The sequence below is a fragment of the Paenibacillus oralis genome (assembly GCF_003863965.1).
Classification (GTDB): Bacteria; Bacillota; Bacilli; order Paenibacillales; family Paenibacillaceae; genus Fontibacillus; species Fontibacillus oralis.
This window is the reverse complement of record NZ_RRCN01000001.1, coordinates 1,499,279-1,514,743: the sequence shown is the minus strand read 5'-3', so window position 1 is coordinate 1,514,743 and position 15,465 is coordinate 1,499,279. Positions and strand designations below refer to the sequence as shown.

Sequence of the window (15,465 nt, the reverse complement as noted above, 5' to 3'; positions counted from 1 at the left end):
AAGTACATCTCATTTCGGCGATTTTCCCTTTCCGAGGCGATTGGCCTGCAAAAGTGCAGTTGGTTAGGGTGTTTATGGAAAAATATGGGGGGGGTATGGCTGAATATGAACTGCACTTTTACATTTGAGCTGCCTTTTACAGAGGGTTTCGACAAAAATCGCCTGCACTTTTGCATTTCGCGGAATATTTCTGACCTCCCGTGATCGGAAAGAGATGACAGGAAAGAGATGACCAGAAGGAGATGACCGGAAAGAGATAATCAGTAAGAGGTGCCGCGCTGGTGAACGCTCCTCTCGGAATGGTATAATTTGAAAAAGGCATTCGCGTAGGAGGAATTCGTGTTGAGAGAAGATCTTTTGGCGCAATTGGAGACGTGGCATGAGGAAGATAAGTTTGAGAATATCGTAAATGCGATTACGGAGATCCCCGCCGAGGACAGGGATTATGAGCTAGTCAGCCATTTGGGGCGGGCGTTAAACAATCTGAAACGGTATGAAGAAGCGGTTGAGCAGCTTATGACCGTTGCGGATGAGGGGCAGGAGGACCCGCTTTGGCATTACCGGGCTGGACTGGCCTATTACTATCTGGAGCGGTATGACGAAGCCTTAAAAGCCTTCGAAGCCGCCGACCGGTTGGACCCCGGGGATGAAGACACGCTGGAGTTCCTGGGTTGGATCCGGGAGAAACTTGCGGAGGAGTCCGGCGATCCGGGAGATGGTGACCGGAGCGAAGCTGGGGCTTCAACTGGGGCGGATGTTGATACGGACGGCGATAGCGATCGGGGAAGCGGTGCCGGTATTCGCGGTGCTGGACGAGCCGATACGAGTGCTGAAGGCGGCCCCGGTGGTCCCGGCGTTTACGCTCATACCGGAGTGAACGGCGATTTGGACTTGGCGAATTTTTGGGACGATAGCACCTTGGACACAGAGAAGTATGTATCCGCACCGCCCAGCGACGAGCTGATTGCTTCCGTGGAAGAGGAACTGGTCTTCAAGCTGCCTGCTTTTTATGTTCAAATGATGAAAATACATAACGGCGGCGTCCCGCGGAACCGGTTTTTCCCTTTAGGGGAAGCAAGCGGGGGAACTAAGGGTAATATAGAGATTACGGGCATTTTGGGCATTGGCAGAGAGAAGAAGCATTCCTTGTGTGGGACGGCGGGCAGCCGGTTTCGCATTGACAACGAGGGTTATCCCGAGTTTGGCGTGATTATCGGCGAGTGTCCGGCAGAGTCCGGGGTGGTCATGCTGGACTACCGCGAGTCCGGAAACGATGGCGAACCAGAGGTTGTACATGTCGATAAGGGGAACCGGTTCAAAGTGACTAAACTTACCCCGAGCTTTGAAGCTTTTATTCGCGGTCTGGTGAGTGAGGTTTAAGCGTAAATTCATTTTGCCCCGAGAAAAGGAAATGAACGACAGAGCCGCCTTTATAGGCGGCCTTGTGCTTTTTTTGGGATTGCAGCCTTGGCTGGATTCCTCCATATGGGCTCGGGTTCGGCTCATTTGAATAACGCCGCCGCTCGATGGAGCAGCTTTTTTGACATTATAGAATTTTATAAAATATCGGGCAAGGTAGAGGGCGATACGCAGGTAGAGAGGGGAGGAGAAGAGGACCTGGAGGGGGCTAAGGGACACCAGAGCCGTTATTCTCGAAAAAACGGAGGTTTGCAAAATGTAACGGACACAGAAGACCTTATTTACCTCAAATCGGCCTGGATGAACGGGTTTAGAGCGAAATAGGGCCGCCTGTGTCCGTTAGCCTGGGAAATATCCGGGAAATGGGCGAATAAGGTCGCTGGTGTCCGTTAGAGCAGCGTCCAAAGTTTAGGAAGAGCCTCCAATCGCTCCAAAGTAGAAGTCAGAATCACAAAGGACGCCGTCAGGCGTTTTTTTTGTGCCCTTGTCACAAATAGCCTATCTTTACTTGTTATATAAGTGAACAGATTAAGGATCAGGGAGGATAACACCAATGAACAAAATTTACAAAATAATCGGCTCCGTTGCACTGGCCGCCATGCTGGTGAGCGGTTTGCCGGACGCTTCTGCCCATGCCGCCTCGGCCGTGACTATCGAGAACGTGGATCAAGCTTTAATCGAAGCTGCGCAGAACAAGCTGAAAGAGATCACGGGGAATACCTACTCGTTCTCGAAAGCCAAAGCTTTCGGAAACGATGTGGAGTTTGAGATCGAGGGACAGTCGTACAGCCAGGTGATCGTGGACACTGAAGGAACCGTTAATTTCATCTCGGCCCAATTCAAATACAAGGACCTGCAAAACGAAAAGTTTAAGAAAGAACTGAAAGATGCATGGAAAAAGGCTTTCCCGAAAAACAACCAGGAGCTTGACCTGGTTATCGTTAACTACATGGGTTCAGAGGGGCTGAAAGTAAACGCAGGCAACGATGCCGGAACCATTTTCCTTAAAAACGGAAAGCTGGAGTACAGCACCATAGACGTTAAAGATAAGGATGTCCCTCAGCCGGCCAAGGCGGCGGCGGACGCGGCCCTTGCCAAAATCGGCGGACTAAAAAAGAAAGCCCGCAGCGTGAGCGGAATGACGATAAGACCGAATCAAAAGCCGGTTTATAATTTGGCCTACACGACAGACAAGGGAAACGCTTGGATTGATGTCGAGCAAGGAACCAACCGAATCATGACCGTCAACGCGCTGGCACTGTCCGATCAACTTCATAAAAAAGACACCAAAGATAGGGAGGCTATCGAAAACAAGATCAAAAGCTATACTGTGGATCAACTGCTGAAAACAGCCGCCAAGCAAGCGAAATCGATCATGAGCCTGAATCTGTCGGGATATACCGCTGAAAAAGTTGAAGGCAATGAAGATACCGTAGTGTTTACTAAAAAGGGCGCTCCCCAGGTAACAGGGAAATTTAATTCCAAAGGTCAATTTTATTATTTCGAAGTGATGTAAAAACTGTGAACAAGCCTTCTCTGTCGGCCAAGAGAACCGCCGGGGAAGGCTTGTTTCATTTTGTTATGCAGGCGCCCCGATCTACTCCATATTGCTGAAAGGTTCGATTTCAATTTGATCGGCAACAAATTCGTTTTTGGCAGGGTCGAATTTATAGGTGATATGGACATCACATACGTACACGGCTACTCCGATGCTTGCGCCAAGGTGGAGGTGAGCTTTTGCTTCTCCACGTGATAATAAACTACGCCGCCGAACCCAAGCCGGTCTTGATCCAAATCCGGATAGGGGGACTCGTAACGGAATTCGTGTTCTTTTCCCTCATAGAGCGTAGGGAAGCTCCAGTCGAACTCTTTTTTCACGCCATTGACTTCCACGGTTAGGCCCTTATAGGAAGAATCGGTGGCCTTCACAGGCTTAAGCTTCACTTCTTTGTTTTCCGAAGACCAGGCCGAACCTTCTTCAGCCTTTTGTGTCGGCTCCGTTTCCGCTCAGAAATGATACCAAAGAAAATAAGCAGGTTATTTACATAAAAACAACAAAACTTTACAAAAAAGTTAAGTTCATATGAACTGGTCTCTCTGGTCTGTTTATTTTCCGGCCTTCCTGCTTAACCTAACGGGGGAGTAACATTCAGTCCAACACCCTAAATGGAGGGAACCAAAATGACAAATGATCAGGCGGCGCATCAAGAGGCCGTTGAAACGGTCCGGGAATTGATTAAAGGGATCGAGATGGCGATGCTTACCACCGTAACGAAGGAAGGATTAGTGTCACGTCCGATGAAAACGCAGGAAGTCGAGTTTGACGGAGATCTTTGGTTCCTGACCAAGGAGGATACGGACAAGTATCGTCAACTCCAGCAAAATCCCGACGTGAATGTAGCCTATGTGGGAAAATCCTACGTATCGATTCGCGGAAAAGGCGAGCTGGTCGAGGATCGGGCGAAAATCAAAGAGTTCTGGAACCCGGCCTATGCGAAGCTGCTGAATACGACCAGCGACGATCCGCAGCTTGCTTTGATTAAGGTTCGGGCCGAAGCGGCCGAATATTGGGAGACCGGCAACTGGACCAAAATGATGAAGCGGATGTTCTCGCAGCTTACCGGTGCGCGTTCCGAGACGGAAGTGAACAAGACGGTGACTTTGGTCTAAACCCGGTAAAGTTTGGAGAGCGCTAAGTCAGCCAGAAAAAATAAAACCAAAGGCGCAGCCATCATGGCCGCGCCTTTGGTTTTTCTATCGCAATAAGTTACTTCGCCGGAATCACAATTTTCTGTCCGATATGGATCAGATGCGGATTCGTCAGCTTGTTGTACTTGGCTAGAACTTGCCAAGTTGTGCCGTGTTCAATCGCGATGCGGTACAGGTTATCGCCTTGTTCCACCGTATAGACGATTGATGCCGCCGGCTTAGACGGTGCCTTTACCGGTTCCGTTGCCGGTTTAGCCTCGGCTTCCGGCTCCGGCGTTGTGGTTGGCTCTGCTTCCGGAGCGGGCTGCTCCGGCGTCGTTGCCGGCGTTTCCGCCGGATCGGCTTGCGGCGCCGATGGCGATGCCGGCTGCGCAACCGGTTCGGAAGCAGGCTCGGCGGAGGCCTTTTCGGCATTCACGCTCAGCTTGAATTTGGCATAGCCGTCTTCCGTATTTTTCAGGTACGTCAGAACGTTTTGCTCCGCGGCCAATGCGGCGCTGGCGGCCAGGGCGTCTTTGGCGGCCGGCGACGTGGCGAATGTTACGTTGGCGCTGCCAAACGGAGCGAGCGACCAGTTCCCGTCCGCGCTCGGATTGATCGTTTCGTTTTTGCGGATGTAATCGATGATGACTTGGCGGTTTTCGTCCGGCGAAGCCAGGATAATCCGCTTGCCGTCCGGGTTGGCGAACTTATTCGACGAGGCGCGGTAGTTGTTGCTGGCGACGACGAATTTTTGCTCCGGATCGACCGGTTTGCCTTCGTAGCTGAGATTGACGATACGGCTGGATTTTTCGTCTAGCAATCCGCCTTTGGCGTCGTATTTGGCCGGTTGCGTGACGTCGATTTGGTAAGTGACCCCGTCAATGACGTCGAAGTTGTACGTCGGGAAATCGTAGTTGACCAGTTCTTGTTCATCCGTTTTGGCCGGATCGATTTGGTTGAATTGTCCCGCCGACCATTCCAGCCATTCCTTCAGCTCGGCGCCCGTCACCAGCACGGCGTTCACCGTATTGGAGTACAGGTACAGATCGGCGACGTTTTTGATCGCGATGTTGCCGGCCGGAATGTCCGTGTAGTAGTTCGCGCCTTGGCGTCCGCCCGCCTTGAAAGGAGCCGCTGCCGAAATGATCGGAACACCTTCGTACTCCGTTCCTTGCAGATGCTGTTCCACGTACCATTTTTGCGCGTTGTTTACGATTTGGATGGACGGATCGTCCTGGATGAGCGCGAACCAGCTATTGATCGGCGCTGTCGTCGTGCCGACCGGCCCGCGCACGTAGTTCACTGTGTTTTCATGATCCTCGGCGACCGCATCCCAGATTTCTTGGTCGGCTTCGACGAGAGCCTTTTTATTCGCGGTATCGTAAATCGGCTTCACGGAAGCGGCGGAATCTTTGACCGTCCACTTGCCGTCCGCCTGCTCCAGCGTCAGGTCGATGATCCCCAGATGGTTGCCCCAGTAACCCGGCTCGACGGCGGGAACACCGTTGATCGTGCCTTTTTTCAGGTCAACGCCCGTTTTGCCTTCAAAAGAAGCGTCCGGGAACACTTTATGCGCATGGCCGAACAGGATCGCGTCGATCCCTTTCACCTTGCTGAGGTACAGCACCGAGTTTTCCATCAGCGGTGTTTGGGGAATGTCCTCGAAGCCGGAGTGCGGTACCGCGATAATGATGTCGGCGCCTTCCGCTTTCATTTGCGGCACGAACTTCTCGGCCGTTTCCACGATATCTTTGGTGATGACTTTGCCTTCCAGATTGGCTTTGTCCCAGGACATAATTTGCGGAGGCACGAAACCGATCACCCCGACCTTGAGCGTGTGCTTGGCTCCGCTGTTGTCAGTCACTTCCTTGTCCAAAATGACGTACGGCTTGAACGCGTTTTTGTCGTTTGCGGGGTCCCCGTCTTTGTCGTCTATGTAAATATTCGCGTTCACATAGGGGAAGTTGGAGCCTTTCAGCGAGGTATTCAGAAAATCCAGCCCATAGTTGAATTCGTGGTTGCCCAGGTTGCCCGCATCGTAATCCAGCAGATTCATCGCTTTATAGACCGGATGCGTTTCACCTTCCTGCAGCTTCTCCACCGTGGCCACGTAATCGCCCAGCGGGTTCCCTTGAATCAGATCGCCGTTGTCGATAAGCACGCTGTTTTTGGCTTCTTCACGAGCCTGCTTGATAAGCGTCGCCGTTTTCGCCAGGCCGTACTCATCGGTAGGTTTGTCCGCAAAATAGTCATAGTTGACGATATTCACGTGCAAATCGGTGGTCTCCAGGATGCGGAGCTCCACGGTGGCCCCGGCGCTGTCGGCCGCAAAGGCCGAGAAAGGCATGGCCGCGAGGCTGGCGGTCAGGATCGCTGACATCAGGATAAGCTTTGGACTTCGGTGCTTGATCAATTTTATTCCTCCCTCTTTTTTGGTATTGCCGGGCAAATGTAAAAACTAAGTAAACTTATGAAATTGATTTTATTTTAAGGGATGGGGTGGGAAATGTCATGGGTTTTTTGGACCGGCGGCAGGGGGATGGCAGCTATATTCTCCTTGTCCCGCCGTTTCATGCAAAAAACAGCGGCTATGGACGTATGAAAACCGTATATTACTCAGCATGACCAGGAAAAATAAAGCGGATAAACTGGCCAGCTAAGGGGTGCAAACATCATGAACAATAAATCGATTTGGAAAAATCCCGTGTTTTCCGTATCCGCCGCGATCATTTTTGCTTTGGTCCTACTGGGGGCGATCATGCCGCGGGGATTTGGCGCGGTTTCGAGCCGCTTGTTTGAATTGACCACAAGGGATTTCGGATGGTTGTATCTGCTGGGAGTATTTGCGATCATCCTGTTTCTAATTTGGCTGGCGATCAGCAAGTATGGGGCGACCCGGTTGGGCAATTGGGGGTTATCGCCATTATTTTCGTGGGTTATATGCTGTCGTCGACCACCGGCCTCGACAAAGGGATTCGCTATTTGAGCAACTTAAACCTGGGGTTAGCCCTGGCTCTGTTGTTATTCGTATTTGCTACCGGGCCCACGGTGTTCATTTTGGACACTTTTACACTGGCGTTGGGGGATTATTTTTCGAACTTTATCGGATACAGTTTGCGGATGCAACCCTATCGGGGCGGCACCTGGGTGCGCGACTGGACGATTTTTTATTGGGCCTGGGCGATCGCCTGCCTCTGGATTGCGGTATTCGGCGGTACGGCATTATGGAGCGACCTGCACAATGGCATCGGAATTGCCTCGGCCGTGAATGAGGACGTTACTGTCGCCTTATTCCAAACATTGGGTCAGCTTCCCTTTTCCACGTTTATGTCGGTGTTGTCGATTCTGCTGATCTTCGTGTTTCTGGTGACCTCCGCGGATTCGGCGACGTACATTTTATCCAGTATGACGACGTTCGGCAGCCTGAATCCGCCGCAATTCGCCAAGTTTGTCTGGGGAGGGCTGATGGCGGTAATCGCCGGCGTCCTTCTCTATGCGGGTGGGCTTGAAGCGCTGCAAACCGCTTCCCTTATTGCGGCCCTGCCGTTTACGATCCTGCTGCTGTTGTTGATGGTGGCTGTCGTCCGGCTGGTCAGTAAAGAACCGCTTCCGATCCGGAAGTCGGACCTGAAACGTTTCCGCCGCCTGGAAAAAGCGGCCAACGAGGAAAGAAGGAAATAAGAACAGGTGAAATGAAGGGATATTAGGAAGGAGGACAGGAGATAATGATTTTAGTGAATCTCTTATTCTAATAATCTCGCAAGCATACGGGAGGAACGGTAATGAAGTTGGCGGAGCTAATCATCGAAAACTTCCGGGGGATCGGTCCGGAGGGCGTAAAGATAAAAATCGATAATATTATTGTACTTATAGGCAAAAATAACGTCGGCAAAACGACCGTCCTATCCGCCTATGAGGCTTTTGCGTCGACGGGTGCGCCCTTGAAATTGAAAGATTTTTACAACGAAGATATCAGTAATAAGCCCGTAATAACCGGGATTTTTGTGGATGTTGAAGAAGGGGAGTTAGCCCAAAAGTGGATCCATGACGACGAGGAATCCGGGTACAAAAATTGCATCAAAGCGCAGTACCGCTGGTCCTCGCCTGATATGGGCGGTGAGAAATTTTCCTTTAATCCCGCGACTAGAGAGTTCGAAAAAGGGGGCATGGGCGGTTTTGACAGTATCTTGACGAGCAAGATCCCAACTCCTTTAAAAATATCTCCGCTCGATGATCCCTCAGAATTGGAGAAAAAAATCCTCGAAATCCTCATCGATGCCATCAAACAAAACACCAAAAGGGATAATACGAAGGTTCAGCAGCTTTTGGCCGACATTAAGCAGTTAGCTGAAGACGTTCAAATGGAAATTTCCGAGGAATTGAACCGTTCATGCACTATGGTTTCCGCAGAAATCACAAAGGTATTCCCGGAAGCAAGCATCATCCAGATTGACCCGCAGGCCAGCAAAATCGAACCGGACAAGCTGATCGGCAGCGGCAGTTTTATCCGGCTAGGCAGCAGTGAACAGCATTTAGCGCCCCTTTCCAATCACGGTACAGGTCTGCAGAGAACTTTTCTGTGGTCGGCCTTAAAAATGCTCGCGGAAACCGGCAGACACCAAGTCAAAAAGAAGCCGGTCGGCGTAGGCACGAAAAAAATTCTACTATTGGAAGAACCGGAGGCTTTTCTGCATCCCTCGGCGATTCGAAACGCCATGGAATCACTCTATACGATTGCCGAGCATTCCGATTGGCAGGTGATGATCTCCACACATTCCCCTGTTTTTATCGATCTGACGAAAGACCATACAACCATCATCAGAATTGAAAAAGACCATCGCGCTAACCATACGGTGAACACTTTTTCCACGGAAGATGCCAAGTTTACAGCCGATGATAAAGAAAACTTAAAAATGCTGAATTTCTGCAACCCATATTTTAACGAGTTTTTCTTTGCAAATCATAATTTACTGGTTGAAGGGGAAACCGAGGTTACGGTTGTAAAATCACTCATGCAAACCGGGAAAATTGAGCAGGACTCGGTTCACGTCATCAATTGTTTGGGCAAAGCGAATATCGTGACTGTGTCAAAAATACTCAACCATTTTAAAGTAAACTACAGTATTCTTCATGATGCGGATAGCCCGAAAATGAACCAAAAAATGATGAGAGAAGTTGAGGCAGGGCGTGCGAATGGCCTTAACATTAAATCCTTTGTATCCATACCAAACTTTGAAGCGGAGTATTTAGAAGGAAAGGCCGACGGTTTAAAACCGTATAATGCATGGAGGATTTTCACTGAGGAAGAAAATGAGGCTGCCCAAAAGTTCATTACCATCATCAACAGAATCATTGGAAAAGAACACAATTGCAATTTAGAATACGCAAATCTATTTGAATTAACAAAGAAAGTGAGCGGGTTTATTGCGCAAAAGGGGTTAAGTCATGATCCGCTTTGGAAAATTAGGGATGAGGATATTACGGTGGTGAATGAGTAAGTTATCGTTAAATATCCTCTTTGCATATTTACAAACCGACGGTCTGTATTATAATAAACTTATAAAATTTAAATGGTTACATGGAGGGGCGGCTTTGAAACAGGAGGAACGCAGACAACACACAACAAGACGGCTGATTGACGCAACTAAGGCATTGATTGAGGAAAAAGGCTGCTATTCGATTACGATGCAGGACATTATGGACAGATCCGGCCTGTCCAAAGGGGCGATTTTCCATTATGTCAAAAGCAAAGACGAAATCTTTGTTTGGATTTTGCAAGAAGGTCTTGAAGAGACAAACGAACGGTTTATGAATGAGATTAAGCAAGGCCGCCGGAATTTCGACGACCCGATGCAGAAAATCAAGGAAAGTATTTTTGAGTATGAAAGCCCGCATAACATCACGAACAAAGTGCTGCTATATTTACTCGGAAAAGAAGAAGATCCTATGGTCGCGGAAGCCTTAAAGCAGTACTACGATCGGTCCGTATATTTATCCAAGGTATGGATTGAAACGGGCCAGAAGCACGGAGTCATTCCTGAAACGGTGGATGCGGCAAAAACAGCGGAAATGTTCACCCTAATGACATTTGGTTTCCGAATCCGCTCAAGCATTCCGAATGTACTGGCGATTCTTAAAGCGCAAGATTTAACGGCGTTGATGACGGATATTTTAAATCCCCGCAGAGAACAGGTATAGGAGGGGTGATCTGAGCCGCGAGAGTAAAACGATCGGGGCGGAGTTGCCCCTTGGGCGGCTGCAGGACTCTCGCTTCTACTCATCTGCATGTTCCCCGCACCCTGATGCAATCGTCTTCCTGTCAGCACCCCTTGCAATCATGATATTCTACGTCCGTCATCAATCTGCGTGGCGAACATAAAATGAGATTCGGGAGGCTATAGCTTATGCCCATAAAAATATTTTTCCCCGGCTTCCCAATTTCCTCTGGAGAGCTCTCTAACATAATTGTCAAATTCCCGGGAAAAGCCAATTCCTGATTAAAATAATATTTCCCCGTATCGCACGCGTCGCAGTATTCCCAGTAATAATGACCGATCTCTTCAATCGAAGCGCCCAAGCCCAATGGTTCTTCATAATCAATAAACGCATCGATGGCCTCTCTAAGGACCGTGGAAGTTTCGGGCACCTCATCCCAATCCTCAAGCAGGGCCAACAAGTAAGGAACGGCCTCAAGCGAAAGCGAAGTAACCACAGCCTACGCGAAGGTATGAACCATATCCGCCGGGACACTTGCCAGAAAACGCAGATGATCGGGATCCCTTAAATCTTCATGGGTGGCGATGGAGCAGAACAACCGAATGCAATGGTTTAATACAGCCCGATCTTCGGTATGATTCATTAACTGAATCAGCAGAGGCTTTTGCGAAAAATCCCCCAACTTGAACAACTCGGTAAGATAGAACAAAACTTCTTGCTCGGTGGATGCCCGCAAAATACGCTCCTTAATTTCTGCACAGGTGTCCACCGGTATCTCCCCGTACCAAATGCTATTCATAAGGTTCTGAAAGTTTGTCATGATTCACGGCCTTTGTTATGTAGTAGAAAGTAAATTGCTGATGCAATTTCATTAGTGAATCTATATTTTTAATTTTCGAATTAATTCAACTCCCCCTCACATCCAGGTTATACCACAAAATTCCAGTGAGGATGAGGGGAGGAGTTTCGTTGCTAAGTATTATATGGGCTTGAGCCGTACCACAAGTGAAGCAACTTCACGTACAGAAGCTTCCAAAAGTATCGACAATTGAAAATTACATAATTCCTCTATTTCTCGCCTCAGTATAGACCTTAGGTAAGTAACAGAGAAGCTTAGTTTTTCATCTCCATCCCCCAAATTACATCCCTAGCGATCTTCGTAATCAATGCGATCTCTTCCGCATTTCTACCACTTACCAACTTCAAATGTTCATCAAGCAAACGCTGCTTGTCCAATGCTTCTTCCGATATAATTATAATAGAAATTTAATCGCTTGAATAGTACTTATAAGTATGGAAAATAAGTAAGAAGAAAATAATTGCCGTTAAACAGGCTCAAAATCGAGATCAGTGCTTGACAAAATAAATTATAGCGTTCGTATCTTGGTATCCTTGCATGCTGCTTTGCACGATTATCCCTTTTGTTCAGAGGGTAGAGGGTGGGGGCTAATCACGGTCCTTTCATTTTTTCCGGTGTCTTGCCCCATTCCTCCCGTCAGGTCTGCTTCACTTCTCCTAAACCACCTTCTCCCAAACCTATTTTCTTTTCCTGAATTTATCTTCCTCTCAGCTTCCGGATCAAACGGGATAATCGTGCAAAGCGTCCAGACAGCGGATATTGATCTGTTATCTTAGTCAAATTTTTACGGCTTGCGGCCACGATAACCATTGGCAAAGGGGCGGTTATATTTAATACAAAAATATTTTATAAATTGTTTATATCTTTTAACCTGGGAGTTTAGATATGTACTTTAAGATTGGTTTATGCAGTAAAGGTAGATACAAAATTGAGGAGGGAGATTAATAAATGATTAGAAAGAAAAAGAATGTGATATTAAGTGTTTCTATCCTATTGTTGACATTTTTGTTGAGTGCGTCTTCAGTAACGGTCTATGCGGATACGTCCACGCTATCTAAGGAACAAGAACAGCTAATAAAAATGTTGCGAAGCGACGAGGATAAAGTCAGCGAAGAGTTGATGAATAAATACAAGGTCGGAAAGACGGAAGAAATGATGGTTCCGACGCGTGACGGGGAAACCCATATTTACGTATACTATCCTGATTCCGATCAGAAAGGCCCGTATCCCCTTTTTGTCAACATCCATGGCGGAGGATTTATCACAGGGTATAGAGAGCAGGATATTGTATTCTCAAAGAACATTAGCAGTCGTGCAAATTACGTGGTCATAGATATTGATTATACACCGGCACCCGAAAAAAAATATCCATATGCTTTGCATCAGTCTTACGATGTTATTAAGTGGGCAAGCAAGAACAGTGAATTATTGAACATTGATCCGGAGAAAATCGTATTGTGCGGGCATAGTGCCGGCGGGAACCTTGCAGCTGCAGTTACCCTTTTGAACAACGTAAGGCATGATTTTAAGATTGCATTGCAAATACTCGATTATCCTTCCCTTAATCTGTATACACCTCAGCCGCTTAAGCGCAATGCTTATAAAGACCCGGTGAATGTTCCGCTCTCCATTGCCAGCCTGTATAACAGTGCTTTTGTAGACGAAGAAAAGGATCTTGATCCGACGGCGTATGCGCGTCTTTCTCAACTGTATTACGACGCTTATATTGACGAGGATTACAGGCTTGACCCTACAGCGTCTCCAATCTTTGCACCGGACGAAATGCTGATCGGATTACCTGAAGCTTTAATTATTACTTGTTGGGATGATTACCGTGGAGAAGATGCGGAAAAGTATGCATACAGATTATTACAGGCAGGTGTACCCGTTACGGCAAGAAGAATGACCGATAGCAGCCATGGTTTTGTAGTGAGCCGTGATGATCAATTTGAAGAAGCGGAAAAAATGATTTTCGATGCACTGGACAGGGTGTATAAAAAATAAAGCCCTCAAACCAAATAACCCCCGGCCTTGCCGGGGGTTATTCCATTTCGAACAACTTTCTCCATAGAGAGGTGGTAAAAATTGTCTCTTACCTTCCGTTAATTAGTTCCCCTTCATCTCCATCCCCCAAATTACATCCCTAGTGATCTTCGTAATCAACGCGATCTCTTCTGCATTTCTACCACTTACCAACTTCAAATGTTCATCAAGCAAACGCTGCTTGTCCAATGCTTCTTCCGACTGAACTAGCTCCCCTGCCGGTACATCTAAAGCCAAAGCGATTTTTTCCAATGTTTCCAAAGAAATATTGCGATCTCCACGCTCCACGCTGCCTATGTAACTGTTATGAAGCGAAGCAGCTTCGGCTAGTTGCTCCTGGGTCCAATTCTTCTTTCTTCTACATTCGCGTATTCGTTTTCCAACAATTTTTGGTAAACTCATGGATTTCCACCTCTTCTTTTAGTTTTGGTAAGGCACATGTATAATTATAATAGAAATTTAAGCGCTTGAATAGTACTTATAAGTATGAAAAGAAAATAATTGCTGTTAAACAGGCTCAAAACCGAGATCAGTGCTTGACAAAATAAATTATGACTTGGCTCTGAGGTGGCTGTCTATAGCGTTCCTGTCGTGATATCCCTGCATGCTGCTTTGCACGATTATCCCTTTTGTTCAGGGGGTAGAGGTGGGGGCTAATCACGGTCCTTTCATTTTTTCCGGTGTCTTGCCCCATTCCTCCCGTCAGGTCTGCTTCACTTCTCCTAAACCTCCTTCTCCCAAACCTATTTTCTTTTCCTGAATTTATCTTCCTCTCTGCTTCCGGATCAAACGGGATAATCGTGCAAAGCGTCCGGACAGCGGATATTGATCTGCCGACCAACCCACTGGCCTTCCTTGTCCTCAAGCTTTCAACGCCCTTCCGATATTTCTTGCCACGATCGGTTACCGGCTTGACTGTCAAGCGCTGATTATTAGGTTGAGCCGTTAAACATGCTTTGTTTTCTTCTTGGCGTCGTGGGGGGGTGGATGGGTTAAGTGGTTGAGCGATTGGTTGGACATGAATATTATAAAGTGCAACCGTTATTTCGCATCAAATGAGCTAAATTCATGTGGTGTAAGGAGAGGTGCAAGTAATCGGTAATAAGAGTATTTTTATTTACCATACATATACCTCCTGATACAGAAGAGTTTTATACGGAATAATAATATCTATAAATATCAAAAATAACAATGATATTCCATGATTGATGTTTGCCTCTCGGAAACTTGACTACACTTCTACATAGAGAGGTGAATCTCGTGAAAGACAAAAAGGCATTAAAGCTCGTAGGAGCTAGAGTTCGTGTGCTGCGAAAGGAAAAGGGGTTGTCCCAGGAAGCTCTAGGAGAGAAGGGCGGCTTTCATTTTTCATATATCGGGCAAGTTGAACGTGGCGAGAAAAACGTATCACTTGTGAATTTGGCCAAAATTGCAGAAGCTCTGGAAGTTAATTTGATCCAGTTGTTTGCTTACGTGGAAGAAGAAATGAAAATAACTCCTATGGACCGTTCTATCCAAGAGATTGTGGACATGCTTAGAGAAGCTAATGAAGAGAAAATGAAGCTGGCTAAGAATGTTTTGAAAGAGATTTTAAAGACGGATACCTCATCATAAAACAGGTGTTTATTTTACGATCCTACAATTAAAGAAACTCGCCTTTTCTTGTGTAAAGATAAAGAGGTGAGTTTTATTTTATATAAAGAATAAGTCCGATCAATTTGACGAATCTCCCGTTCCGTAATAAGTTGGAAGGAGGAAAATTCAACCATGGGCCAATGCATGGCCACACCAAGAACGACAAGAGGCGGGCCCTATACCAAGGGGGTGGACCGTCTCTTTTTTGCATGGGGGCGGGTACGGCTCAAACTCTATTACAGAATGATAGGAGCACAAACATGAATGAAGAGCTGATCAAGATGCTGCTCGCTTTTCGGGAGGAGCGGAACTGGGGGCAGTTCCACAATCCGAAGGATTTGGCGATCTCGCTAAGCTTGGAGGCTTCCGAGCTGTTGGAGAATTTTCAATGGAGATCGTCCGAAGACGCGGTGTTACATAAAAAGCAGGAAATCGCTGACGAACTGGCCGACGTGCTGATCTACGCCGTGTATTTGGCTGATGCGCTAGACCTTAAGATCGAGGACGTGATCCGGGACAAAATGCGGAGAAACGCCGCCAAGTATCCGGTGGACAAGGCCTTTGGCAAAATGACCAAATATACCGAGCTATAGGAGTGCAGG

General features: G+C 47.5%; 11 protein-coding genes and 2 pseudogenes. 9 read left to right on the top strand and 4 right to left on the bottom strand.

Annotation, left to right across the window (positions count from 1 at the left end):
• Window positions 1-342 precede the first annotated feature (342 nt).
• Both EHV15_RS07120 and EHV15_RS07115 read left to right on the top strand, forming a co-directional pair.
• Complete coding sequence (locus EHV15_RS07120; protein WP_128630622.1) at window positions 343-1,380, top strand: SMI1/KNR4 family protein; 1,038 nt, start codon at window positions 343-345, stop codon at window positions 1,378-1,380.
• Window positions 1,381-1,972: 592 nt separating this feature from the next.
• Window positions 1,973-2,935 (top strand): hypothetical protein, encoded by a 963-nt coding sequence (locus tag EHV15_RS07115; protein ID WP_128630621.1) that lies wholly within the window; start codon window positions 1,973-1,975, stop codon window positions 2,933-2,935.
• A 185-nt stretch (window positions 2,936-3,120) separates the two neighbouring features.
• Here the strand turns inward: EHV15_RS07115 and EHV15_RS07110 are convergent, their stop codons facing one another.
• On the bottom strand, window positions 3,121-3,363 hold the full coding sequence (locus EHV15_RS07110; RefSeq protein WP_128630620.1) for a hypothetical protein: 243 nt from the start codon (window positions 3,361-3,363) through the stop codon (window positions 3,121-3,123).
• A gap of 237 nt (window positions 3,364-3,600) precedes the next feature.
• On the opposite strand from EHV15_RS07110, the gene EHV15_RS07105 reads away from it, so the two are divergent.
• Window positions 3,601-4,089: a pyridoxamine 5'-phosphate oxidase family protein gene (locus tag EHV15_RS07105; RefSeq protein ID WP_128630619.1), complete on the top strand. Its 489-nt coding sequence runs from the start codon at window positions 3,601-3,603 to the stop codon at window positions 4,087-4,089.
• Between the two features lie 97 nt (window positions 4,090-4,186).
• On the opposite strand, the gene EHV15_RS07100 is transcribed toward EHV15_RS07105, so the two are convergent.
• The gene (locus EHV15_RS07100; protein ID WP_128635234.1) at window positions 4,187-6,490 is read right to left on the bottom strand and encodes a bifunctional 2',3'-cyclic-nucleotide 2'-phosphodiesterase/3'-nucleotidase; all 2,304 of its coding nucleotides are present in this window, start codon (window positions 6,488-6,490) and stop codon (window positions 4,187-4,189) included.
• A 294-nt stretch (window positions 6,491-6,784) separates the two neighbouring features.
• Between EHV15_RS07100 and EHV15_RS07095 the strand changes: the two are divergent.
• From EHV15_RS07095 to EHV15_RS07085, 3 genes and pseudogenes are all read left to right on the top strand, one after another.
• Window positions 6,785-7,791 (top strand): annotated as a pseudogene (locus EHV15_RS07095) (BCCT family transporter).
• A 101-nt stretch (window positions 7,792-7,892) separates the two neighbouring features.
• Window positions 7,893-9,608: an ATP-dependent nuclease gene (locus tag EHV15_RS07090; RefSeq protein WP_128630618.1), complete on the top strand. Its 1,716-nt coding sequence runs from the start codon at window positions 7,893-7,895 to the stop codon at window positions 9,606-9,608.
• A 94-nt stretch (window positions 9,609-9,702) separates the two neighbouring features.
• The gene (locus tag EHV15_RS07085) at window positions 9,703-10,308 is read left to right on the top strand and encodes a TetR/AcrR family transcriptional regulator (protein ID WP_128630617.1); all 606 of its coding nucleotides are present in this window, start codon (window positions 9,703-9,705) and stop codon (window positions 10,306-10,308) included.
• Window positions 10,309-10,429: 121 nt separating this feature from the next.
• Here EHV15_RS07085 and imm47 read toward each other — a convergent pair.
• Window positions 10,430-11,095 (bottom strand): annotated as a pseudogene (gene imm47, locus EHV15_RS07080) (Imm47 family immunity protein).
• Window positions 11,096-12,133: 1,038 nt separating this feature from the next.
• Here imm47 and EHV15_RS07070 point away from each other — a divergent pair.
• Complete coding sequence (locus tag EHV15_RS07070; RefSeq protein ID WP_128630616.1) at window positions 12,134-13,189, top strand: alpha/beta hydrolase; 1,056 nt, start codon at window positions 12,134-12,136, stop codon at window positions 13,187-13,189.
• 102 nt (window positions 13,190-13,291) lie between these two features.
• Here the strand turns inward: EHV15_RS07070 and EHV15_RS07065 are convergent, their stop codons facing one another.
• Window positions 13,292-13,630: a helix-turn-helix domain-containing protein gene (locus tag EHV15_RS07065; RefSeq protein WP_128630615.1), complete on the bottom strand. Its 339-nt coding sequence runs from the start codon at window positions 13,628-13,630 to the stop codon at window positions 13,292-13,294.
• Window positions 13,631-14,488: 858 nt separating this feature from the next.
• Here EHV15_RS07065 and EHV15_RS07060 point away from each other — a divergent pair.
• Both EHV15_RS07060 and EHV15_RS07055 read left to right on the top strand, forming a co-directional pair.
• Window positions 14,489-14,842, top strand: a complete 354-nt coding sequence (locus tag EHV15_RS07060) for a helix-turn-helix domain-containing protein (RefSeq protein WP_128630614.1) — start codon at window positions 14,489-14,491, stop codon at window positions 14,840-14,842.
• A gap of 281 nt (window positions 14,843-15,123) precedes the next feature.
• Entirely contained in the window at window positions 15,124-15,456 is a 333-nt protein-coding gene (locus tag EHV15_RS07055) for a nucleotide pyrophosphohydrolase (protein WP_128630613.1), read from the top strand.
• The last annotated feature ends 9 nt before the right edge of the window (window positions 15,457-15,465 follow it).

Excerpts from the sequence above, each read along its gene's own strand:
- EHV15_RS07115 (WP_128630621.1), top strand. The coding sequence starts at position 1,973 with ATGAACAAAATTTACAAAATAATCGGCTCCGTTGCACTGGCCGCCATG.
- EHV15_RS07105 (WP_128630619.1), top strand. The coding sequence starts at position 3,601 with ATGACAAATGATCAGGCGGCGCATCAAGAGGCCGTTGAAACGGTCCGG.
- EHV15_RS07100 (WP_128635234.1), bottom strand. The coding sequence starts at position 6,490 with ATGTCAGCGATCCTGACCGCCAGCCTCGCGGCCATGCCTTTCTCGGCC.
- EHV15_RS07090 (WP_128630618.1), top strand. The coding sequence starts at position 7,893 with ATGAAGTTGGCGGAGCTAATCATCGAAAACTTCCGGGGGATCGGTCCG.
- EHV15_RS07070 (WP_128630616.1), top strand. The coding sequence starts at position 12,134 with ATGATTAGAAAGAAAAAGAATGTGATATTAAGTGTTTCTATCCTATTG.
- EHV15_RS07065 (WP_128630615.1), bottom strand. The coding sequence starts at position 13,630 with ATGAGTTTACCAAAAATTGTTGGAAAACGAATACGCGAATGTAGAAGA.
- EHV15_RS07055 (WP_128630613.1), top strand. The coding sequence starts at position 15,124 with ATGAATGAAGAGCTGATCAAGATGCTGCTCGCTTTTCGGGAGGAGCGG.